The following is a 22,664-nucleotide window of genomic DNA, read 5'->3' as shown; positions in this document are numbered from 1 at the left end:
GTACTGCTGTTTGCCGATCAGCCGCTTGCCACTACCGTGTCTCACCTGAATCAAGCCAACCCGAGAACCGCACATGAGACTGGAAACACCACGGCTGCTGCTGCGCCCCTGGCACGCCGACGATGCCGCCGACTTGTACGAATACGCCAGCGACGAGCGCGTCGGCCCCATCGCCGGCTGGCCCCCGCACACCAGTGTCGAGCACAGTGCCCAGATCATTCGCAGCGTGTTCAATCACCCCGAGGTGTATGCGCTGCAACTCAAGGACAACCAGCGGGCGGTGGGTTGCGTCGGCATTCTCATCGGCGCCAACAGCAACTTCGAGATCAGTGAGCAGGAAGGCGAAATCGCCTACTGGATCGGGGTGCCGTACTGGGGCCAGGGCCTGGTTCCGGAGGCGGTGCGCGAGCTAATGCGCCATGGCTTCGAAACCCTCAAGCTCAAGACGTTGTGGTGCGGTTACTTTGCCAACAACAGCCAGTCGTACACCGCTCAGTCGAAATGCGGCTTTCGCCATCACCACACTGAAGAGAACAAATACAACCCGTTCCTGCAGGACTATCGGACCGAACACATCAGCTGCATCACTTACCCGCAGTGGCTGGAACAGCACCAACCGGCAGGCCGCTGAAAACCGCGGCGCTTCCCTGCGGCCTCTGTCTCTCTTACAATCGCGACAAATTCCTATTCGCATTGGTTGTCGTTGAGAGAGCGGGATGTCCACACCAGGCTGTGACACAGAGCGCCATGAGCACCTGCAGACGCTTTACCAGGATTACAACGGCTGGCTGCGTGGCTGGTTGCGCAAGCGTCTGAACAACTCGGCCGATGCGGCGGACCTGGCCCAGGACACCTTCGTGCGCGTCCTGCTGGCGCGCACATCCGGCACCTTGCTCGAGCCTCGGCGCTACCTGGCGACCATTGCCCGTGGCCTGGTGATTGACCTCTACCGGCGCCGCAGCCTCGAACAAGCCTACCTTGAAGCCCTGGCGCTGCGCCCCGAGGTGCACGCGCCGTCGGCCGAGGCGCGGGCGTTGATCTTCGACAGCCTGATGGCCATCGACCGCATGCTCGACGGGCTCGGTGCGCGCACCCGGCAGATCTTCCTCGCCGTGCAACTGGACGGGCTCACCTACGAGAAAACCGCCGAACGGCTCGGGGTCTCGGTGACGACGGTACGCAAGCATCTGGCCAGTGCACTGATGCACTGCCTGCTGCTGGATGAAGCATGAACCGCATTCTTGCCCAGGCGGTGGACTGGTATGTGCGCCTGCACGAGAGCACCGTCAGCGAAGCGACCCGCAGCCAATGGCAGGCCTGGCTGGCCGCCGACCCGCAACACGCCGCGGCCTGGAAGCGTATCGAACAGCTGCAGCAACGCCTGACCCAGGCGCCGAGCGCCCTCGCCTCCAGCACCCTCGAACGGGCCCGCCACGGGCGACGGGCGACGCTGAAAACCTTCGCCCTGTTGCTCGGTGCCGGTGTGCTCGGCTGGCAGGGTTACCAGGCTTCGCCCTGGCGCGCGGACTACGCCACGCGGGTGGGGCAACGGCGTAGCCTGAGCCTCGCCGATGGCAGCCGGCTGGTGCTCGACACCGATACCCGGGTCGATGTGCGCTTCGATCAGCAGCAACGGTTGATCATCCTGCGCCAGGGCGAAATCCTCGTCGAAACCGCCAAGGACGCCCGCCCCCTGAGCGTGCAGAGCGGCCAAGGCCGCATCCTCGCCCTGGGCACGCGCTTTACCGTGCGCCAAGGTGATGGCGTCACCCGGGTGAGCGTCGAGGCGCATGCCGTCGAGGTGCGTCCACGCCTGGCAACGGCGCAAGCCGTGCGCGTTGATGCCGGGCACACATTGAGCTTCGCCGCCGACCGTAATGGCCCCTTACAGCGCGCGCCGGCACAGGCCTCGGCCTGGACCCGCGGCCTGCTGGTGGCGATCGACTGGCGGCTGCAGGACCTGCTCGCCGAGCTCTCGCGCTATCGCCATGGCTACCTGGGCTGCACCGCCGATGTGGCCGATTTGCGCCTTTCCGGCACCTTTTTGCTGGATGACAGCGAGGCGGTACTGGCCAACCTTGAGGCCTCCCTGCCAGTGCAACTGCGCCGGGTAACGCGCTACTGGGTGCGGGTGGAAAGCCGCACGGCCTGAGGGTGAAAAATATTTTCAACGTTTGGGTAACAGATTTTCATTCCTGTTTCGGCTCTTCCTGCACGTGCGCATCAGACGCAGCCCCTGCCAACCCGAACAGGAACCTTTGCATGTCCTTCCAACCGTCTTTTCTCGGCCGCAGCATCCACCGCGCGGCACTTGCCCTGGGCTTGTCCGGCTCGCTGCTGGCGCTGACGCCGGCCTGGGCCAAAGCGCAGGCCTACGACATCCCCGCCGGCAGCCTGTCGCTGGCGCTGAGCCAGTTCGCCGCAGCCAACGGTGTGATGATCACCTTCAGTTCCGAAGACACGGCCGGGCTGTCATCGCCGGGTTTGCAGGGCGATTTTGAACTGGACCAGGGCTTTGCCAGGCTGCTGCAAGGCAGTGGCTTGCGCGTGGTGCAGGCCGGCGACAAGCGCTACGTGCTGGCCAAGGCTGACAGCAGCGCCGCCGTGGAACTCGGCGCCACCAGCATCAACGCCGCCGGCCTGGGCGCCACCACTGAAGGCAGTGGCTCGTACACCACCGGCATCACCAGTACCGCCACCAAACTGCCGCTGTCGCTGCGTGAAACACCGCAATCGATCAGTGTGGTCACCCGTCAGCGCATGGACGATCAGGGCCTCAACGATCTTACCGAGGTGCTCAAGCAGACCCCAGGCCTCTCGGTGCAGAGCCTGGGCAGCGAGCGCTTCAACATCTACGCGCGTGGCTACAGCGTCGACAATTACCAGTTCGACGGCATTCCCACCACACTCGACATTGTCAGCCAGGTCTCGGCGCAAAGCCTTGCCGACATGGCAATCTACGACCGCGTCGAAGTCCTGCGCGGCGCCACCGGTCTGATGACCGGTGCCGGCGACCCATCGGCGACCATCAACATGGTGCGCAAGCGCCCCACCGCCGACTTCAAGGGCCACTTCACGGCAGGCCTGGGCTCGTGGGACAAGTACCGCACCGAGCTCGACCTGTCCGGCCCGCTGACCCCGACCGGCAACCTGCGCGGGCGCATGGTCGCGGCCTATCAGCAGAACAACAGCTACGTCGACCACTACTCCCAGGAAAAGCAGATTTTCTACGGGATTGTTGAAGCGGACCTGAGCGACAGCACCCTGCTTACGGTCGGCGCCGACTACCAGAAGAACAACCCGCAAGGCTCGTCCTCGGTGGCCTTCCCGCTGTTCTACAGCAACGGCCAGCAAACCGATTTTTCGCGCTCGACCAACAGCGCCGCGCGCTGGAGCAGCAACCCCCAGGATGTCCTCAACACCTTCGCCAGCCTCGAACACAAGCTGGGTTACGACTGGAGCCTGAAGGTGGCCGTCAACCAGATGTACATCAACCGCGATGACTACAAGCTGGCCACCGCCAGCTGGGGCTTCCCCGACATCAACACCGGCGCCGGGGTGCGCCTGTACGGTGGCGCCGGCAGTACCTGGCAGAAGCAAACCGGCGTCGATGTTCAGGCCCAGGGGCCTTTCCAGTTGTTCGGCCGCCAGCATGAGCTGATCGTCGGCTACAACTTCTCCCGCTACGAAAACCGCCACTCGCCCCTGCGCGGCACCGCCATCGAAGGCACCTCGGTCAATTTCTACGACTGGGACAACTACACCAAACAGCCGAACACCAGCAACGGCAAGCTGTATGACGGCGACACCAGCATCTACCAGAACGGCAGCTACATCGCCACCCGCCTGCGCCCGACTGACGCGCTGTCGATCATCCTTGGCGCCCGCGCCAGCGACTACAAGTACAACTACGACATGGAATACGTGCTGACCCCCAACAGCAACCGTAACACCCAGTACCGCGAGAGCGGCGTGGTCACGCCCTACGCCGGTGTGGTCTACGACCTCAACGACATTCACTCGGTGTATGCCAGCTACACCAGCATCTACAAGCCACAAAGCGTGCGCGACGCCAGCGGGGCGACCCTCGAGCCGCGCGAAGGCGACAACTATGAAATCGGCCTGAAGAGCGAGTTCTTCGGGGGTCGCCTGAACACCAGCATCGCGGCGTATGAAATCAAGCAGGACAACCTGGCGGTGATCGACCCCGGCCAGGTCATCCCCGGCACCACCTCGGCGGCCTACAAGGCCGTCAGCGGCGCCACCACCCGCGGCTTCGAGATCGAAGCCAACGGCGAGCTGCTGCCGGACTGGAACCTCGCCGCCAGCTACAACCACAGCATCACCGAAGACGCCGACGACCAGCGCATCAACACTGAAGCGCCGGCCAACATGCTCAAGCTGTGGAGCACCTACCGCCTGCCCGGCGACTTCAACCGCCTGACCGTCGGTGGCGGCGCCAACTGGCAGAGTGGCACTCACATCACCGTGACCCCGAGCACCGCGATGGGCACGGTCAAGGCCAAGCAACAGCAGTTCACCGTGGTCAACCTGATGGCCCGCTACCAACTGAGCGAGCAGCTCAGCGCCACCCTCAACGTCAACAACCTGTTCGACAAGAAGTACATCAGCGCCCTGGACACCACCTTCTTCAGCGGCTACTACGGTGAACCGCGCAATGTGATGCTCTCTACCAAGTACAGCTTCTGAAATCGAGGTGCTTACAACGCCATTCGGTACTCGATAACCCCGGGTTTTTCGGCAATCCAGTCATAGAGCCGTTGGGCAGTGTGATTGGATTGCTGGGTGTGCCAGTACAGCCGGTCGCAGTGGTGCTCCCGCGCTTGCCCCTGCACGTACTCGATCAGCTGCTTGCCGAGCAGCTGGCCGCGCACGCTGGGGCAGACGTACAGGTCTTCAAGGTAGCAGAAGTCGTTACGGCCCCAGGTCGAGCGATGGAAGACGAAATGAACGAAGCCGTGGACCTGTTCGCCGTCAGCGGCCACCGCGCAATGCACGGGTTCGCGGCTGTCGAAGAAGCGCGCCCAGGTGGTCTGGGTGGTCGGCATGCCGATGTCGACCTTGTAGAACGCCTGATACTGGGCCCAGTGCGCGCACCATTGCTTGAAGTCGTGTTGCGTGACGGGGCGAATCGATACAACGGGATGTGCTGCGGTCATGGTCAATCCTTAGTGACGGTAGAAACTGCAGCGATTTATAGCGCGACAATGGCTTGGTTAAACCATCCAGTTTTTCCTTGCCAAGCAGACCACTTGCCACCAAGAAGTGCTGCCAAGCCTGCTTTGAGCCTGTGGGAGCGGGCTAGACCCGCGATCGAGCGCTAAGCGCTCGCCATCCGGGCACCGGCTGATGTACCGGCTGGCTGCACACGGTTGCGGCGGTTGCCATCCGGGCCTATGTTCCATGCGAGGCTTTACCTGCGCTGCGAGGTGACCCCATGGCGAACGACTCCCGCCCGGCCGTGCTCGAACTGATCGGCAATACGCCGCTGGTGCGTGTCAGCCGCTTCGATACCGGCCTGTGCACGCTGTTTCTCAAGCTCGAATCACAGAACCCCGGCGGCTCGATCAAAGACCGCATCGGCCTGGCGATGATCGACGCCGCCGAGCGCGATGGCCGCCTGCGCCCCGGCGGCACCATCGTCGAGGCCACCGCCGGCAACACCGGCCTGGGCCTGGCCCTGGTCGGCCGCGCCAAGGGCTACCGGGTGGTGTTGGTGGTGCCCGACAAGATGTCTACCGAGAAGGTCCTGCACCTCAAGGCCATGGGCGCCGAGGTGCACATCACCCGCTCCGACGTCGGCAAGGGCCATCCCGACTATTACCAGGATGTCGCCGCGCGGCTGGCGCAGGAAATTCCCGATGCGTTCTTCGCCGACCAGTTCAACAACCCGGCCAACCCGCTGGCCCATGAGTGCAGCACCGCGCCGGAGATCTGGGCGCAAACCCAGCATGATGTCGATGCCATCGTCGTCGGCGTTGGCTCGGCCGGCACCCTGACCGGGCTGACCCGCTTCTTTCGCCGCCTGCAGCCGAACCTGGCGATGGTACTGGCCGACCCGGTCGGTTCGGTGGTCGCCGAATACAGCCGCAGCGCCACCCTCGGCACTCCCGGTTCCTGGGCGGTCGAGGGCATCGGCGAGGACTTCATCCCGTCAATTGCCGACCTTTCCAGCGTGCGCCAGGCCTACTCCATCAGCGATGAAGAAAGCTTCGATCACGCCCGCCAACTGCTGCGCGCCGAAGGCATTCTCGGCGGCTCGTCGACCGGCACCTTGCTGGCGGCAGCGCTGCGCTACTGCCGCGAGCAAACCGAACCGAAGCGGGTGGTCAGTTTTGTTTGCGACACCGGCACCCGCTACCTGTCCAAGGTCTACAACGACCAGTGGATGACCGACCAGGGCCTGCTGGCGCGCAAACACTATGGCGACTTGCGCGACCTGATCGCGCGGCGTTTCGAGGATGGCCGGGTGATCAGCGTCGGCCCCGACGACACCCTGCTCACCGCCTTCCAGCGCATGCGCCTGGCCGATGTCTCGCAACTGCCGGTGCTGGTCAACGGCCAGAAGCTGGTCGGGGTGATCGATGAGTCCGACATCCTGCTCGGCGTGCACCAGGACGCTTCGCACTTTCACTTGAGCGTGGCCAGCGCGATGACCGCCAAGCTCAAGCTGGAAACCCTGGCCCCCAGCGCCAGCCTGGCGCAGCTGCAGGCCGAGCTCGACCGTGGGCTGGTGGCGATCATTGAAGACGCTGCCGGCTTTTACGGCGTGATTACCCGTGTCGATTTGCTCAATCACCTACGCAGGTCCTTACCATGAGCCAGCACGATGAAAGCGGCGCGCCACGCGCCTTCGCCACCCGCGTGATCCATGCCGGGCAGGCCCCAGACCCGTCCACCGGGGCATTGATGCCGCCGATCTACGCCAACTCCACTTACTTGCAGGAGAGCCCCGGGGTGCACAAGGGCCTGGACTACGGCCGCTCGCACAACCCCACGCGCTGGGCCCTGGAGCGCTGCGTGGCGGACCTTGAGGGCGGCACTCAGGCGTTCGCCTTCGCCTCCGGGCTGGCGGCGATCGCCAACGTGCTCGAGCTGCTCGATGCCGGCGCCCACGTGGTCTCGGGCAATGACCTGTACGGCGGTACTTTCCGCCTGTTCGAGCGGGTGCGCCGGCGCAGCGCCGGGCACCGCTTCAGCTTCGTCGACCTGGCCGACCTTTCGGCATTCGAAGCGGCGCTTGAGGCCGACACGCGGATGGTCTGGGTCGAGACCCCGAGCAACCCCTTGCTGCGCCTGACCGACCTTGCCGCGGTCGCGCGCATCTGCCGCCAGCGCGGCATCATCTGCGTGGCCGACAACACCTTCGCCAGCCCGTGGGTGCAGCGCCCGCTGGAGCTGGGCTTCGATATCGTCCTGCACTCGACCACCAAGTACCTCAACGGCCACTCCGACGTGATCGGCGGCATCGCCGTGGTCGGCAACAACCCGCAGCTGGCCGAGCGCCTGGGCTTTTTGCAGAACTCGGTGGGCGCCATTGCCGGGCCGTTCGACGCCTTCCTCACCCTGCGCGGGGTGAAGACCCTGGCGCTACGCATGGAGCGCCACTGCAGCAATGCCCTGGAGCTTGCGCAATGGCTGGAGCGTCAGCCGCAGGTGGCGCGGGTTTACTACCCGGGCCTGGCCTCGCACCCGCAGCACGCGCTGGCGCGCCAGCAGATGCGTGGTTTTGGCGGGATGATCTCCCTTGACCTGAACAGCGACCTGGCCGGCGCCAAGCGCTTTCTTGAAGCGGTGCAGATCTTCGCCCTGGCCGAGAGCCTGGGCGGGGTCGAAAGCCTGATCGAACACCCGGCGATCATGACCCACGCCAGCATTCCGGCAGAGAACCGCGCGCAACTGGGCATCGGCGATGCCCTGGTGCGCTTGTCGGTGGGGGTCGAGGATGTCGACGACCTGCGCGCTGACCTGGCCCAGGCGCTGGCGCGGGTTTGAGCGGTCGGGGTGCTGGTGGCTGGGTGAGCGGGCTTAGTTCACCATCACCTCGTCCAGTGCCTGCTCGAGGGTGCTGACCGTGCGCTCGATATTGTGCAGCTTTTCGAGCCCGAACAGACCGATGCGGAAGGTCTGGAAGTCGGCCGGCTCGTCGCATTGCAGCGGCACGCCGGCAGCGATCTGCAGGCCCTGGACGGCAAATTTCTTGCCGTTCTTGATATCGCCATCATCGGTGTAGCTCACCACCACGCCAGGGGCCTGAAAGCCGGCGGCGGCCACGCTTTTGATGCCTTTGCCGGTCAACATTGCGCGCACCCGATCGCCCAGAGCCTGTTGCTCGCCGCGCAGCTTGTCGAACCCCTAGGCTTGCATCTCTTTCATCACCTCGTTGAATCGCGCGAGGGAATCGCTGGGCATGGTCGCATGGTAGGCATGTCCGCCCTGCTCATAAGCCTGCATGATCTGCAGCCACTTTTTCAGGTCGCAGGCAAAGCTGCTGCTTTGCGTCTGCTCGATGCGCTCGAGGGCCAAAGCGCTGAACATCACCAGGGCGCAGCAAGGGGAAGCGCTCCAGCCTTTTTGCGGTGCGCTGATCAGCAGGTCGACTGCGCATTTGTGCATATCCACCCAAATCGTGCCTGAGGCGATGCAGTCCAGCACGAACAGGCCACCCACCGCATGCACGGCATCACCAACGGCTCGCAGGTAATCATCGGGCAGGATAATCCCTGAGGAGGTTTCAACGTGAGGGGCGAAGACAACCTGTGGCTTGTGCGTCGCAATGGCTGCCAGCACTTCGTCCAGAGGGGGTGGCGCGTAGGCCGCCTGGCGGCCCGCGTCGAGCGGCCGGGCTTTGAGCACCGTGGTGGCCGCCGGGATATTGCCCATCTCAAGGATCTGGCTCCAGCGAAAACTGAACCAGCCGTTGCGTATCACCAGGCATTGCTGGGCGCTGGCAAACTGTCGCGCAACCGCTTCCATGCCGAACGTGCCGCTGCCCGGGACCACCGCAACAGCCTGGGCGTTGTAGACCTGTTTAAGGGTCGTGGAAATGTTGTTCATCACGCCTTGAAATGACTGCGACATGTGGTTGAGCGAGCGGTCGGTGTAGACCACCGAGTACTCGACCAGCCCCTCAGGATCAATACTGGGATATAGCTTTGACATGGAGTGACTCCTTTGGCAGAGATATCAGTGGTATTACTCGGGAATGCCGGTCAACGTATGCACTACCCGCATTGCACAAGGCGGTCGAGCCCCTTGCGGGTCGATCTGTTCGCATTTCTTCAGCAGCGGATAGGCATCGGCAAACTTCATGGCCGCCACTTGTTCAGCGTGCTGCTGCGAAACAAAGCAGTGCTCGAACCGGAAGGCGGCATACACCTCGGGCAGCAGTGCCGGATAATCGTAAACCTCGTCGACGATACTCTTTAGCATCTTGGACATCTGCCCGTCGGCCGCGGGAGAAATCCTGGTGAGTAAATCATCCTTGGCGACGCCCGCTTGCCGGGCCGCAATGACTTCCTTCGACGCACCGATGGATGCCTGCATCCCCTGCGGAAACGGACAATCAGACGCCGCCAATGCCGAGGCCGACGCCATGCAACTCAGTAAAGTGAAAACAGCAGCCATCCTTGTCATGGAACTTCCTTATGTGTAGCAAGCATTGTTGAAATAAGCTGCGGATTCTAACCGATACCAGATGATGCGCTCCATTGACCTGGTCCGCTGCGGGGTTTGGCTATGTATAGCGACGGTCGAAGTCAGGCTGTCGCTACCGCCACGCCGTGGCGCGCAGGCATGGTGAATCGCAGACGGAGGTCAATTACATGAAAATTTCGAAGGCATGTCTGGAGCCTGTTATTCACGCACTGGAGGCGAGCCTGCTTGAACGCAAGACACGCCTTGATCGCGACATGCTGACCCGCCTGCTGGCTCAGGACTTCGTCGAGTTTGGCGCGGAGGGTATCGCCTGGAACCGGTCACAAACCATCGACGCTTTGCTGGTGCAGGATTTTGTCCAGCGTCAGATCACCGATTTTCAGATTCGTATCCTCTCCGAAAAGGTGGTGCTGGCCACCTATCGGTGCACTGTCGATAGCCCGAGCGGCACCCGTGATTCTTTGAGAAGCTCCATCTGGCGCCGGCTGGGAGTCGATTGGCAGATGGCATTCCACCAGGGTACGACAAGGGCAGCAGAAATTTGATCAGCTATTGGTGCCATGCTTGGGTGAGTGGCCGCTTTGGGTCGATAGCGGCCGTTCACGAATGGCAGCTTTCGACCCAAAGCAGCCTTTGGCGAGGGCAGGAAACGACCAGAAGCAACCGTTCGCGCGTGCACGCTTTGAGCCAACAGCTATCCCCTCACCGATATCCAAATCTAGCGGTTCGGAATTCTGTTCCGAGGGAAGAAATGTTGGCCACGAAAGTCATCCTTTCTTCCCTGGGCGCACTCGGTTCTGCTGAAAAGCCTTACCCACCGAAAAATCGCCGCAGATTAAAAATCAATTTGCCTGCCGCCGATTTGAGTTTCCGTATCATTCTGACCGGCAACCATAGCCGATGCGCTAATTGCATTTTGATTTGCCCAGTCACGTAGTTTTGTAAACTCGTCTTTACGCATTTTGCTCATTGGTACTAAACGCGAAATGGTAGTTTCAAAATCAGCCATAGTCAGGTCGCTTACATCACCGGAGCCATTCATCCGCCGTGAGAACGCTTCAATCAGCGAGTCCCCAACCCACGCTTCGATTTCGGCACCAGAGAGCACAATATTTTTACCAAAATTCGGCTCACCTCCTAGAGCAGCCAATCGATCCAAATCAAATTTTTCTGGGTCACGTTTCAACTTCTTGAGGTGTATTTCAAGAATCTTCTTTCTTTCTAATGTCGACGGGAAGTCAACGAAAAATATTTCGTCGAATCGCCCCTTTCTCAACAACTCCGGAGGTAAGCTGTTGATGTTGTTTGCGGTAGCAAACACAAAAACAGGCGCCGTTTTTTCTTGCATCCAAGTCAACAATGTGCCGAATACGCGTGAGGCCGTGCCACCATCAGATGCGCCTCCGGAAGAGCCGGAAAGTCCTTTTTCAATTTCATCGATCCATAGGATGCAGGGCGAAATAGCTTCGGCCGTACGTAGGGCGGAACGAATATTGGATTCTGAAGAGCCAACCACCCCTTGGAAAATTTTTCCCATGTCCAAACGCAATAATGGCATGTTCCATGACGACGATACACATTTCGCCGTTAGCGACTTACCGCAACCAGGAACTCCAGTTAAGAGCAAACCCTTCGGGGTTCCGACACCGAACTCCTGAGCCATCTGCCCAAAACACTGGCTACGCAAATTAAGCCACTTCTTAAGCGTTGCCAGCCCACCAACATCCTCAAGATTTAACGTTGAGTCGATATATTCCAAAATACCTGTTTTCCGTATAATTTGTCTTTTTTCGGAAAGAAGGTCTTTTACGGTATTTTCATTTACACTCAGGCTGGATACCAATGAACGAGACAAGCTGTTGTCAATCTCTAATCCCGTGAGACCCAAAGCGGCATCAATTAGTTTATCTTTGGTTTCGCTGGAAAGATCAATCTTGACGCTACTGTTGCCTTGCCATGAATTAACAAAATTATTTATCTGATCCTTAACTTCATCTCTTGATGGCAAAGGAAAATCAATCAGCGTGATTTCCTTTTGAAGATCATTGGCAATTTCAAAGCTGGGCGCCACGATAATGCAATTGCTTCGATAGCCACGTGAACGGATATTTATGGCTAAATCTCGAAGTCGACGACGATAGACGGGATTTGAACTTGAGGTAAGGTAGTTATGAGCATCACAAAAAACAAATATATTTTTGCTGCCTTCATCCTTCGCCTTTTCTTCGCAAAAGTCCAAGGCTACTTTCAAATCAAAGGTTTTATCCCCGGCCACGACGCCATTTATCTGGACACCCAGCGTCGAGTTCCAAACAAAAAAACGATGGCTAAGTGTCTTGGCGATTTCAGAAATTTCATTGAGCGCACGCTCTTCCTCGAACGTTTCAATAACCAAAATAGCATAGCGCGCTTTGAGGTAATCTGTTATCTGCTTGGTACGGTTCATGCTTGTTATCCCTGCGCTTGAACTGAGTTATACACTCATCGGAAGACCGGTTTTAGTAATGCCAGAATTTGAAACTACAAACTCGACAACTCTTCTAGTGCGGAAAAAGTCAATGTCGACTCTGTCGCTGGTTTTGATAATCTGTTTGTGCTGATAGGGATGGCTCGCGTTATGCCGATACCGACCCGCCAGCGTCAAGTCTACGGCTTTAACAACACGAATCATGGCTTCGTTCTGGAATATCTCTTTTGGCGTATAGCCTGTGTAAAGTATCCAGTTTTTCTCGCCATTGACTGCATTTATTAATTGCTCCAAGGCTGGCGCCTGGTCGAGCGGCTCCCCCCCAGAGAGGGTAACTCCAGCGATGTCCAGTGCATTTATCTTCTGTGCCAATTCATCAATAGATATCAGCGTACTCGCTTCGCGAGCGTGGGTGCTCTGATTGAAGCACCCCTTACAATTCAGCGCACAACCCTGCACCCATAATGTCAAGCGCAACCCGGGGCCGTTAACGCTGCTCAACGCCATATGGTGTACATTGATGTCCATTTAGAAGTTCGCGCTGAGAATTTGAAGGGTTTGCTCTTCATGGACTACGGTATATTCCGGCTTCCATTCAGTCACAAGTTCCGCAGTAGGACTAGAGAGTAGAGACTCAAGCTCTTCAGTAAGCTTTGTGCAAATGTCGCCTTTCACACCGCGCACTTCCTCCGTAATTTCATCGCCCGTAAAGGTGACGTGAATGCCGTATTCGTAGTTAGGTCCGAATTCAATCTCGAACCCTTGAGAAGTTTCTTTGACTCTTGCAGGAACACCTGATGCGTCTATGCGCTTAATAGTTTCATCGATGGCTACGCTGATGTACGCTTTCTGAAAGTTAAAAGCCAAATCAGCCATTATTGCTTCATCGCCGACCGAAATGGTTTCTCGTTCGATGAGGAGCTTGTAGGAGCCCTCCTCAATTTGGCAAACAAATAGATTGATTTTATCAGCCGTTTGGCCACAAATAGCTCTAAATTGCTGCTTGCCCATATAGCCTATTTTGCTCAACACCTTTTTACTGAAGTCGCTGGCAAATATGGAGACCAGACCAGTCGTTGGGCTAAGGTCCAACTTACCGAAGGCTTTGGCAATGGCTTCTTCATTAACATAAGAAAATTCAAACTTTGTGCAATGAGACATTGTTAAAGCTCCAGCTTGCGACCGGGAGCAACTTCTTCTGCGTCCTGGGTAGCATTTAATACGCCAGGGACAACCTCAATGTTGCGCACAGGCGCCATGGATGCAGGCGCAACGTTTTTCGAACGCTCGGTTGGAGTTCCAGAGTTGACAACTACCCGACGTCTTTGGGTTGCCTGTGATGCACCACTACCACTCAGGAGACTTGCATCAATCGTTTCCAACAACCTTCTTATTACCAGGATGGGACTTGATGTGAGCTTTGCATAGAGTCCAATTCGCAACAACGCATCGGTTCCATCATTGAACTGCAATTTGACGAAGTAATTTTGATTTTTATCGCCAATGATGCCAATGTGCGAGATCTGATTCAGATCCCGTGACAGCTTTCCCAAAGATGCCCATCAAACGACGCTACAATTAATTTTGTCGCTGATGCTGCAAAAGCATTGCTACCAACATCAACGTCATTAGCATCAAAATTCTGATAGCTGACCTGAATTTTCTCCCCGACAGGAAATCCCAGTTCGGTTGCCAAATATTCATTTGTCGAAAAATCGATATCGGCGTGAAATTTTAAGCTTTTTGATAGAGCATAAAGGCTAACGATGCCTGATGCTCCATAGCCTATTGCGCTTAGTGCGTCTTTCGGTTCAAAGGCCACACAAACTGCGGAAATAAAAACAATGATTCCGTAACCGTAATTAATGGCCGTCTGCGAGCTGAGTTTTTTATTTCTATAAGCCTGAAATGTTTTGCCGGGAATATATTTTTTTGAAGGTGCAAAGAGCAGGGCGCACGCACCAAAAAAAACCACACAACAAAACCCCGTTGCAGCCTGGCGATTTTGCCCATTTTGCAACCCTTCAAGAAACATCCACGCACCGCCAACGATGAAAACAGGTACGAATGCCAGTACTACAAGTGCCGTTATCTTACCTTCGGTGGCCATTACCATTTTCCACATCGGGATAGTCTTTATCATTCACAAACCTTCTAGAGTTGGTGCAGAAGCGCGTAGTGAGGGGATGACTGTAGAACTACTCATTGGTCTATGCTACATGACGATTTTTGGTTTATCACGCGCCAAGGTTCGTCTGAAGTAGCCAGGCAGAAAAAGTCCCAGGCGGTGAAAAAACGCGGACACATTCTTGAGGGCTGCGTGGCTACGTAAAATCTGTCAGCGTTGGTTGATCACCAGAGCAAAAAATTGCGTAGAAACGCGATTTTAGTTTCTATCCTGACAGTCAAACCTGCTCTTAGTCCCCATTGTGTGTCCGGGGCCGAGCGGCGAATTGCGAGCGGGGCGTCAAGATGGCCAAGGCAACCGCCACGATGAAGAGCGCCGGCACGTCGCCAGCCATGATTCCTCCGTGTACGGCGCTAGACCACACAGTGAACCAGATTAGGTTCAGATTGGCTAATGGATAACGTGCGGCCAGGATCAAGAACACGCCAAGTGTGGCGTAGATGCCAACGATCATCATCGGGTAGTCCGAGTGACCGACGTGCCAAGCCCAGCCAGACGACCAGAACAACATAAGTGGGTAGAGAGCAAGGCACGCGAGGCCAGCCAAAACTAGAACGACGCGCAAATACCTGAGGCGATCGACGACGGTTATGGCGGTCTCCTCTGAAGGGGCTTATACACCTGGACGGAAAGCCCAATTTGCTCAGTCAGTTCCGGCTTTAGACCAAGCATAGCTACTCATTTGCTTTCGCTCCGTCCAGCGGCTGTTTCTGGCCGTTAGGTGCTCTCTGCCAAGGACAGCTTTGGGTCGATAGCGGTCACTCTGCGACCGGCAGCTGCCGACCCACAGCGCTCAGCAGCAGGCCTGGCACTGGTGTCGCCCACGACCTGGTGCAGCAGTTGCCCTGACACCTCTGTACGTACTTCGGTTGCAGTCAAGCATGACTGGTGCGACACCAACCGCTCGGCGGCTCGGAGGGTTACTCAAACAACTCCGCGTGCGAGCCAGGTTTATAGCCATCAATAACAAGGACCTGCGAGATTTCACAGTCCGGATAGATCCACTTGCCCCAGTTGGCCAAAACCCAATCCCTACTGAGGCCCAGGCATCCTCCATTGCTTTCCCCAGGCAGCCAAACCAGCGGTAGGCCGGCTTTGTACCCAGTGGTAACCATCAGCCCAAAGCGACGATCCTCGTCCAGTGTTTCGAAAACCATGAAATCCACAACCTCTTCATACGGGTATGAGCCCCTGGCTCTGAATATGGTTCCGCGACTGAAAACCTCATTTGAGCATTCAAGAAGCGTTGTCATGAAATTCACTGTTCCTTATGTTCAGGTAGCCCAAGGCGTTGGGCAGTGTACGACAACTGGTGGCTCAAATTCCTGCTGGGCGGCCCAAAGCGGACGGTGGCAACGGGCAGTAATCGGCAAAAAGCCGCCCCTGACGAAGCACAGCAATCCGTTGCGACTGAGCGTGACTTTCTTCCAAGCGGCTGCTACAGCCGCTTGAAAATCGGTTTATTGACCGGTGCTCGCGATCGTGGGCGGCAAGGCGCCCTTCATCGCAAGACCAGGCCGTTGAAGTGGCAGCCGATGTGATACACACAAAGCCCTCTGAAACCTCCGGCTCGCAACTAATTCTCGTAGCGTAGGGTGATGGCAACGTTGCGGGGTTCGCCGTAATAGTTTCCGGTGTCTTGACTAAAAATCGCGGTGTAGTACTTCTCGTCGAAAACATTGTTGAGGTTCAATTGAACGCTCAGGTTCTGGTCGATTCGCAAGTTGGCGTTCAGGTCGACAAGGTTGTAGGCACTCTGCGAAATATCGTTCAGGTACAGCTTGCTCTGATGGTAGACGCTGGTCCCCACTCGCCATTGATCCAACTTTCCCGGCAGCTGATAGGTGGTGGCGGCCTTGAACAGTCGCTGTGGCGAATTTTCTGTGCCATAAGCGTCACCCTTTTTGGTACCAGCGACGTATTTTGGATGACTGTAGGTGTAGCCCATCAAGGCATTCCAGCCGGGCATCAACTCGCCTGAAACCTCTGCCTCGAACCCGCGGTTTCGCACTTTCGCACCCTCGGTGTAGCACCGCGAATCACGCGTTGGCCCGCAGACACGTCCAGCATCGGGAACGACCTGCGCAAGGCCTGACTGATCCACCTGGAAGAGCGCCAGGGCGGTATTCAACCTGCCATCGAACAGCTCGTTTTTCACGCCGACTTCGTAGTTACTGCCCGTCGTGGGTTCCAGCAATGTGTTGTCGACGCTGTAGTTGCCCTGCATCTTATAGATCTCGGTATAGCTGGCGTACACCGAGGTGTTGTCATTGACGTCGTAGACGATGCCGCCGTAAGGGATGACCTTGCGATTTTCCTTGAAGCGGTCCGTCTCCCATGGGCCTTGGGTGTCGTAATCGACCCAGCTCAAACGGCTGCCGAGAATGACGTGCAGATCATCGAGCGGATTGAGGCGGGTGGCGGCATATATGCCCTTGTCCTTACGCACATGTCGGCTGGGCGTCAGGCTGCCGACTATGTGCGGTTCAGGGAACTGCGAGGTGTCGAAGTCCAGAATGTCGACGATAGGGTTCACGCTTGATGAGCCTGTCACGTACTGCAGCCTGTCGCGCCTCATGTTGGTCCCTATCACCACCTCATGCTTGCCCCCCAGCAGGGTGAATGCGCCGTTGAGCGCCGCGTCGAGATTGATCTGTTCGTCATCGTAACGAGCGCTGTTCGGCCAGTACTGCATCGTCGAATCGGAGTCTTTGCTGTGATACCCAACCTGAGCGAGAAAATCTGCATTGGACCAGATCAGATTGGTGGCGACGGTGAGGTTCCAGTCCTCATTGAAGCTGTGCTTGATATCGGCAAAAACGTTGCGGTTGATCTTGTCCAGGTGGGCCCACTTACCGGCGAACGACTTCGAACGCGAGAAGTTGTAAGAACTGCCATCCAGGTGGGTGGGCAAACCACCCCAGTCGTAGCCGCCGTTATTGTCCTGCTGGAAAGATGCCCCCACCGCGATCGTGGTCGACTCACTCAAGTCGGCTTCGCCAATGGCGTAGAACAGCTGATTGTCCTTGTCAGCGTAGTCCTGGTAGCTATTTCGACTGTTGTACATCAGGACCGTACGGCCACGCAGGGTGCCCTCTGCGTTCAGGGGGCCGCCAACATCGAGTTGCGTGCGGTAGTTGTCCCACGAGCCAGCACCGAGCTCCGCCTTGAGTTGGTATTCACGCGTCGGTCGCTTGCGCACCATATTTATCGCCGCAGACGGGTTACCTGCCCCTTGCATCAGGCCTGTCGCACCTCGGACAATTTCCACCCGGTCATACATGGCCATGTTGTTCACTGACATGACGTCCATCGAGAAACTTTCCGTGACGCTGCTCGGCAGGCCATCGAACTGCAGGTCGTCGACCTGGAACCCTCGCGAGTAGTAAAGCGGACGCTCTGTGCCGAACCCTTTAACCGTGCTGATGCCTGTCGCTGCCCTTGCAACGTCTTCCAACGACTGCATGTTCTGGTCATCCATCTGTTGCCGAGTGACCACACTGATGGACTGAGGCGTTTCACGCGGCGAAAGCCCCAACCTTGTCGCCGTGTTGGTAAGGCCAGTGGTGTAGGCGCCGGTCCCCTCAGTTGTCGAAGCCAGCCTGAGTGCATTCACATCGGTAGCGCCCAGCTCCAGCACTGCCGAATCAGTCGATAGCTTGCGCAAGGTCAGCGTCTTGTCATTGACGAACGCATAACCGAAACCACTGCCGCTGAGCAGATGATCGAGCGCCTCATTGACCTTGTAGGGCCCGCTCAACCCAGCGCTGTTCATTCCACTTACCTCGTCGGAATTGAAAATGATGCGCAGGCCGGCTTGATCGGCGAATCGGGTTAGTGCGCTGTCCAGTGGCTGGGCAGCGATATTGAAGAGCTGAGTGACAGCGAAGGCTTCGGAGCCCCTGGCATGAACATCGACCGGTGCCAGCAGTCCGAGCAAGGCAGCCAGTGCCATTGCCTGGCGCAACGAATGCGCACGGGTACGTAAGGAGACATGAAACATGAAAGCAACCTTTCCCTAGAGTTGGCTGCGCGACTTTAATGTGAATGATTCGCGCTTCGTATCTACGACGAAACGACGTGGAGAACCTTGCCAAAGAATTTTCATTTTTTTGCAAGGTGCTCTCCGGGAAGGGATGCTGGCCCTGTATCAGCGCTTGGGCCGCACCAGCGTGAGTAACGGCAACCGAGTGATGCGAAGTGGCTGCGTCTGCTCAAGCGCATTAAGCGCAGCGTGTGGATCATCCACTTCGAATGTGCCGCTGATACGCCGTGCCGCCAGCGTTTCATCCGTCAGGTAGAGGACGCCTGGGATGTACCGGTCGAGTTCGGCGAGCACCTCACCCAGCGGCCGCGCATTGAAAATCAATTTGCCTCGCTGCCAGGTGGCGACATCCTGCACATCGACTTCCACCGCCATCTGCGGCGCCAGACCCTGGCGATAGGCCGTGGATTGCCCTGCGGGCAGACGCAGGGTCTCCCCGCCCGAACTGAGCTGGACTATCCCTTCGCTCACCTGGACGGTGACCGTGTCGCCGCGCTGATCCACATCGAAACGTGTGCCGATCGCCTGTACATCACCTTGAGCGGCGTGAACAATGAAAGGCCGTGATGAATCCTTGGCAACTTCGAAGAGTGCTTCCCCTTGATACAGCGTGATGCCACGTTGGTTATGGCTGTAATTCACCGACAGCACGGTGTCACCATTCATCCACAGCCGACTGCCGTCTTCAAGGCGCAATTCCCGTCGCTCGCCAGGGTCTGTCACATGATCGGCATAGAGCGCTGACCAGGGGCGTTGCAGCGCTGCACTGAACACCACTATTGCAACACAAGCAGCCATGCCGGCTGCCCATAAGGCGCGTGCAGGTTTACGACGCTTCTCGGGGGGCGGAGCAACGAATTGTCGGGCTTTTTGTGTGAGGGGGAACGCGCCCCACAATGCCTCGGCCCTGCTTGCGGCGTGAGCATGGAACGCAGAGCGCTGGCACCAGTTGTCATAGGCCAGGTGATCGGCTGTAGTAGCCCGACCTGAGTGCAGATGCACCAGCATCTCGATGGCCTGGTCTTCCAGATCGGAAGGATCAACACTGTCGGTCATGGGTTCTTCAAGCTTGGAAGTGTGAAGAGGCGTCAGAGTCTGGGGGGGCACGTTCGTATAAGGCAAGCGGTTCATCTCCACTGCGTCCGGCTCAGCGAGTCGCGACAATGACGTACAGCTTGAACAATGTACTTCCCCACGGTGCTTTCGGAAACGCCGAGTCTTATGGCGATCTGCGCATGGGTCAGCCCCTCGAGACGGTTGAGCAGTAGCGCCAACCTTGCGTTGGTTGGCAACTTGTCCATGGCGATATCGAGCTGTGCCAAAGCCTCATCTGTGATCAGAGCAGTCTCTGGTGAAGGGCGTGGATCGCATACCTCCAGGGCCTGTGATTCATCGGCATGCAAAGCATTGAGTCGCCCCTCCCGACGCATACGATCAATGGCCAGGTTGCCAGCTATGCGGAACAGAAACGCGCGAGGCTCCTGTATCGGTTCGCCCGCCGGCAGGTTAACCAAACGCAGATAGGTATCCTGGGCCACATCGGCAGCTTGCTCAACGTTACCCAACCGCCGAGCCAGGAACGCCAACAGTTCTGCGTAGTGCTCATGAAAGTTGGTTAGCAGATCAGAGGTGCCAATGCGTGACATGCTCAGCCCTATTTCGGTGAACCGGCCCCGCCGGAGAGCGGCGAATACTACATTAACTGAGAAGCATTATTAAATGGATTAAGAGCAGCGGCCCGTTTTGCAGCGGAGTTCCGCGCAGACACGTTGGTGATTAAAGCCGACAGTCAAACCCAGCCTTAAGGCAATGGCGTCAATTTGATATCATGGCTGTCAGTCGAAGCAAGGAACTGCTCCATGATCTCACGCGCAAAAAAAATCCTCTGCCTGCCTGGCATTCTGCTGCTGGCGGCAGTTTCCTCCCAGGCTGTCGCTGGGCACTTCGTCATTGACATGCAAACCGATGAAGGCCGCAAGCTGGCGAAAACCATCGGCACCGATAAGTACCGCTACGCCTTGTTCAACGAGTTCAGCAAGGACGCGCCGTACAGTGCGATTGCGCTGAGCAACTCGGAGGGTTTCAAGGACGGCGTTGTCGTTTACAACGCCGTCATCAATGCCACGGAACAGGGCGCAAAAATGATCTTCACGCAGTTTGTCGACTGCGGGAAGCTGCAGACCAATGAGGGCTTTATTGAAGTCAACGATCAGCCGATCAAGGTGCTGCATGAGTGCCGCGAGGAAAAACCAGGCACCAAGGTGTCGATCTTCCTGCCGGTCTCCGATGCCGCGCAGCACTATATCTACAACGCCTTCGCCAAGGATGTCCCGGTGAAGGTCAGGATGGATAAACACCCCGTCGTTTTTCCAACCAACGGTTTCCTCGAGGCCTGGAGCGTGAGAAACAAGAAGGCGCTTTGAACTCAAACCCTGCTCACTGTTGCTCAAACTCATAGCCCAAACTGTGCCCATGGCTGACCCACTCCACCACGCCCCGGCGGTTGAGCTTCAAGTCGTCCTTGCCACTGCCCTCGCGCACCGGTGAATGCTCGCCATAGGCGTGAACATTCACCTGTTCATACAAGGCGCCGTACTTGACCAGGTAATAGGCAATCATCGCGGCACGCGCCTGGGCCAGGACGAAGTTCTGCTCGGGCGAGCCGATGTCATCGGTATGGCCCTCGACAAAGACTTCGGCCTCGGGATGGCTCACCAGGTAGTTGGCCACATAGGCAAGCCTGGCCTGATAAGGCGGCTCGATCGCCGAGCTGTCGGTGTCGAAATACACCACCAGGCCGCCGGCCACATCGGGCTCATCCGACAGCGCTTGCAGGGCGCGCTGGTTGTTGGCATCGGCCTCGGCCGCCGAGACGAACAGCGAGTGTTCGCTGGTGCTTGCAGGGTTGCTGCAGCCTGTCGCCGTCAATACCAACAGCACGGGCAGGAAGCAGCGCAGATAACGGTTCATAGGCCCCTCTTCTCGTCTACAGGATCGCAACTAGCCCGCGCACAACAGGCACACGCCCAGCCATTGGTACACCTTGAGCAACAGGTAGTCCCAGGCCCGACTGAACCAGCCGCCCTCTTCCACGCTTTCCATCACCACCAGCGGCTTGCTGGCGACGTGTTTTGAGCCCACCTGGAAGTTGACCACCCCCACCACCTGCCCCGCCTGCAACGGCGCGTGAAGTTCGGCGGTGTCGACGATGGCGCTGGCCTGCACCTCGGCCGAGTGCCCGTAGGGCACGCTGATGGTCGCTTGCGCGCCGGCATTGAGCTTGACGTTGCGGGTCTGGCCAAACCACACCCGCTTGCTCATGAACACCTCGTCGGCCTGGATCGGCGTCACCGTCTCGAATGCGCGAAAGCCCCACTTGAGCAGTTTTTCCGACTCCTGAAAGCGCAGCCGATCGGACTTGGCACCCATCACCACGGCAATCAGGCGGCGCCCGTCACGTTGCGCCGAGGTGACCAGGCTGTAGCCGCCTGCGCTGGAGTTGCCGGTCTTTAAACCGTCGACATCCAGGCTGGTACTCCACAACAGGCGGTTGCGGTTGTATTGCTGAACGTTGTTGAAGGCGAAGGCCTTTTGTTTGTACAAGGCGTACTCCGCCGGCAACTCGGCAATCAGCGCACGGCTGAGTATCGCCATGTCGCGGGCACTGCTGTATTGCCCTTCGGCGGCCAGGCCATGGACGGTCTTGAACTGGGTATTGGTCAGGCCAAGTTTGCCGGCCTGTTCATTCATCAGGTCGATAAAGGCGTTTTCGCTGCCGGCGATGTAAGTGGCCAGGGCAATGCAGGCGTCATTGCCAGACTGCACCACAACCCCGGCATTGAGGTCTTGTACCGAGACCCGGTCGCCGGGCTTGAGAAACATCAACGAAGAACCCTGCAAGTGCGGATTGCCTGCGGCCCAGGCATCGTGCTCGATGGTCACCCGGTCACTGGCGCTGAGTGCGCCGGACTGCAGAGCCTCGCCGATCACATAACTGCTCATGATCTTCACCAGGCTGGCAGGGTCGATGCGCGCATCGGCATTGCCCTGGGCCAGGACTTCGCCACTTTCATAGTCCATCAACATCCACGATTCGGCGGCGACGCCCGGTGCCGCGACAAGGTCTGCAGCACTTACCGTAAAAGACGCACTGGCCACTAACCACGGTGCAAGTAATACACACAACAACCCCTTAACTACTGCTGAACCTTTCATACGCTCCCAAACTCGACTGCCCAACTCATCAGCCACTGCAAATACGCTGATGAAGTATTTGTCCGCGGATT

General features: G+C 58.0%; 22 protein-coding genes and 1 pseudogene. 9 read left to right on the top strand and 14 right to left on the bottom strand.

Annotation, left to right across the window (positions count from 1 at the left end):
* Positions 1 to 73 precede the first annotated feature (73 nt).
* From LOY22_RS10245 to LOY22_RS10230, 4 genes are all read left to right on the top strand, one after another.
* Positions 74 to 631 carry a GNAT family N-acetyltransferase gene (locus LOY22_RS10245; protein WP_258597346.1) on the top strand — a complete coding sequence of 186 codons (558 nt, stop codon included), beginning with the start codon at positions 74 to 76 and terminating at the stop codon, positions 629 to 631.
* Positions 632 to 716: 85 nt separating this feature from the next.
* Positions 717 to 1,232 (top strand): sigma-70 family RNA polymerase sigma factor, encoded by a 516-nt coding sequence (locus LOY22_RS10240; protein WP_045201214.1) that lies wholly within the window; start codon positions 717 to 719, stop codon positions 1,230 to 1,232.
* Positions 1,229 to 2,152 (top strand): FecR domain-containing protein, encoded by a 924-nt coding sequence (locus LOY22_RS10235; protein WP_258597344.1) that lies wholly within the window; start codon positions 1,229 to 1,231, stop codon positions 2,150 to 2,152. The genes LOY22_RS10240 and LOY22_RS10235 overlap by 4 nt, the downstream gene beginning before the upstream one ends.
* A gap of 110 nt (positions 2,153 to 2,262) precedes the next feature.
* Positions 2,263 to 4,710 (top strand): TonB-dependent receptor, encoded by a 2,448-nt coding sequence (locus LOY22_RS10230; protein WP_258597342.1) that lies wholly within the window; start codon positions 2,263 to 2,265, stop codon positions 4,708 to 4,710.
* Between the two features lie 11 nt (positions 4,711 to 4,721).
* Here the strand turns inward: LOY22_RS10230 and LOY22_RS10225 are convergent, their stop codons facing one another.
* On the bottom strand, positions 4,722 to 5,180 hold the full coding sequence (locus LOY22_RS10225) for a GNAT family N-acetyltransferase (protein WP_258597340.1): 459 nt from the start codon (positions 5,178 to 5,180) through the stop codon (positions 4,722 to 4,724).
* Between the two features lie 278 nt (positions 5,181 to 5,458).
* Between LOY22_RS10225 and LOY22_RS10220 the strand changes: the two genes are divergently transcribed.
* Complete coding sequence (locus LOY22_RS10220; RefSeq protein ID WP_258597338.1) at positions 5,459 to 6,841, top strand: cystathionine beta-synthase; 1,383 nt, start codon at positions 5,459 to 5,461, stop codon at positions 6,839 to 6,841.
* Entirely contained in the window at positions 6,838 to 8,016 is a 1,179-nt protein-coding gene (locus LOY22_RS10215; RefSeq protein WP_258597336.1) for a PLP-dependent aspartate aminotransferase family protein, read from the top strand. The genes LOY22_RS10220 and LOY22_RS10215 overlap by 4 nt, the downstream gene beginning before the upstream one ends.
* 33 nt (positions 8,017 to 8,049) lie before the next feature.
* Here LOY22_RS10215 and LOY22_RS10210 read toward each other — a convergent pair.
* Positions 8,050 to 9,183 (bottom strand): annotated as a pseudogene (locus tag LOY22_RS10210) (aminotransferase class V-fold PLP-dependent enzyme).
* Between the two features lie 33 nt (positions 9,184 to 9,216).
* Positions 9,217 to 9,657 carry a hypothetical protein gene (locus tag LOY22_RS10205; RefSeq protein WP_093384562.1) on the bottom strand — a complete coding sequence of 147 codons (441 nt, stop codon included), beginning with the start codon at positions 9,655 to 9,657 and terminating at the stop codon, positions 9,217 to 9,219.
* Positions 9,658 to 9,845: 188 nt separating this feature from the next.
* Here LOY22_RS10205 and LOY22_RS10200 point away from each other — a divergent pair, with 188 nt between their 5' ends.
* Complete coding sequence (locus tag LOY22_RS10200; RefSeq protein WP_093384565.1) at positions 9,846 to 10,223, top strand: DUF4440 domain-containing protein; 378 nt, start codon at positions 9,846 to 9,848, stop codon at positions 10,221 to 10,223.
* Between the two features lie 290 nt (positions 10,224 to 10,513).
* Here LOY22_RS10200 and LOY22_RS10195 read toward each other — a convergent pair whose 3' ends face one another.
* The 6 genes from LOY22_RS10195 to imm45 form a co-directional block, all read right to left on the bottom strand.
* On the bottom strand, positions 10,514 to 12,124 hold the full coding sequence (locus LOY22_RS10195; RefSeq protein WP_258597333.1) for an AAA family ATPase: 1,611 nt from the start codon (positions 12,122 to 12,124) through the stop codon (positions 10,514 to 10,516).
* A 27-nt stretch (positions 12,125 to 12,151) separates the two neighbouring features.
* Positions 12,152 to 12,673: a 4Fe-4S single cluster domain-containing protein gene (locus LOY22_RS10190; RefSeq protein ID WP_010225407.1), complete on the bottom strand. Its 522-nt coding sequence runs from the start codon at positions 12,671 to 12,673 to the stop codon at positions 12,152 to 12,154.
* Entirely contained in the window at positions 12,674 to 13,306 is a 633-nt protein-coding gene (locus LOY22_RS10185) for a DUF2997 domain-containing protein (RefSeq protein ID WP_258597331.1), read from the bottom strand.
* 367 nt (positions 13,307 to 13,673) lie between these two features.
* Positions 13,674 to 14,255: a hypothetical protein gene (locus tag LOY22_RS10180; protein ID WP_258597329.1), complete on the bottom strand. Its 582-nt coding sequence runs from the start codon at positions 14,253 to 14,255 to the stop codon at positions 13,674 to 13,676.
* A gap of 307 nt (positions 14,256 to 14,562) precedes the next feature.
* Positions 14,563 to 14,925 carry a DUF6632 domain-containing protein gene (locus tag LOY22_RS10175; protein WP_258597797.1) on the bottom strand — a complete coding sequence of 121 codons (363 nt, stop codon included), beginning with the start codon at positions 14,923 to 14,925 and terminating at the stop codon, positions 14,563 to 14,565.
* Positions 14,926 to 15,253: 328 nt separating this feature from the next.
* Positions 15,254 to 15,586 carry an Imm45 family immunity protein gene (imm45, locus tag LOY22_RS10170; protein ID WP_093384579.1) on the bottom strand — a complete coding sequence of 111 codons (333 nt, stop codon included), beginning with the start codon at positions 15,584 to 15,586 and terminating at the stop codon, positions 15,254 to 15,256.
* 45 nt (positions 15,587 to 15,631) lie between these two features.
* Here imm45 and LOY22_RS10165 point away from each other — a divergent pair, with 45 nt between their 5' ends.
* Positions 15,632 to 15,874, top strand: coding sequence for a hypothetical protein (locus tag LOY22_RS10165; protein ID WP_258597326.1), 243 nt, complete (start codon positions 15,632 to 15,634; stop codon positions 15,872 to 15,874).
* 35 nt (positions 15,875 to 15,909) lie between these two features.
* Here the strand turns inward: LOY22_RS10165 and LOY22_RS10160 are convergent, their stop codons facing one another.
* The 3 genes from LOY22_RS10160 to LOY22_RS10150 form a co-directional block, all read right to left on the bottom strand.
* The gene (locus tag LOY22_RS10160) at positions 15,910 to 18,336 is read right to left on the bottom strand and encodes a TonB-dependent receptor (RefSeq protein WP_258597324.1); all 2,427 of its coding nucleotides are present in this window, start codon (positions 18,334 to 18,336) and stop codon (positions 15,910 to 15,912) included.
* A 147-nt stretch (positions 18,337 to 18,483) separates the two neighbouring features.
* Positions 18,484 to 19,434, bottom strand: coding sequence for a FecR family protein (locus LOY22_RS10155; protein WP_213601785.1), 951 nt, complete (start codon positions 19,432 to 19,434; stop codon positions 18,484 to 18,486).
* A 71-nt stretch (positions 19,435 to 19,505) separates the two neighbouring features.
* Positions 19,506 to 20,024 (bottom strand): sigma-70 family RNA polymerase sigma factor, encoded by a 519-nt coding sequence (locus tag LOY22_RS10150; protein WP_045201532.1) that lies wholly within the window; start codon positions 20,022 to 20,024, stop codon positions 19,506 to 19,508.
* Between the two features lie 213 nt (positions 20,025 to 20,237).
* Here LOY22_RS10150 and LOY22_RS10145 point away from each other — a divergent pair, with 213 nt between their 5' ends.
* Entirely contained in the window at positions 20,238 to 20,801 is a 564-nt protein-coding gene (locus LOY22_RS10145; RefSeq protein WP_093384588.1) for a hypothetical protein, read from the top strand.
* Between the two features lie 13 nt (positions 20,802 to 20,814).
* Here LOY22_RS10145 and LOY22_RS10140 read toward each other — a convergent pair whose 3' ends face one another.
* Positions 20,815 to 21,348 (bottom strand): OmpA family protein, encoded by a 534-nt coding sequence (locus LOY22_RS10140; RefSeq protein ID WP_052676571.1) that lies wholly within the window; start codon positions 21,346 to 21,348, stop codon positions 20,815 to 20,817.
* A gap of 30 nt (positions 21,349 to 21,378) precedes the next feature.
* A complete protein-coding gene (locus LOY22_RS10135; RefSeq protein ID WP_401291933.1) occupies positions 21,379 to 22,593 on the bottom strand; it encodes a serine hydrolase in 1,215 nt (404 codons plus the stop codon).
* Between the last annotated feature and the right edge of the window lie 71 nt (positions 22,594 to 22,664).

This window comes from Pseudomonas sp. B21-035, assembly GCF_024748945.1.
Lineage (GTDB): Bacteria > Pseudomonadota > Gammaproteobacteria > Pseudomonadales > Pseudomonadaceae > Aquipseudomonas.
The sequence above is the reverse complement of the archived record's forward strand: the minus strand, read 5'-3'. Positions and strand labels throughout refer to the sequence as shown.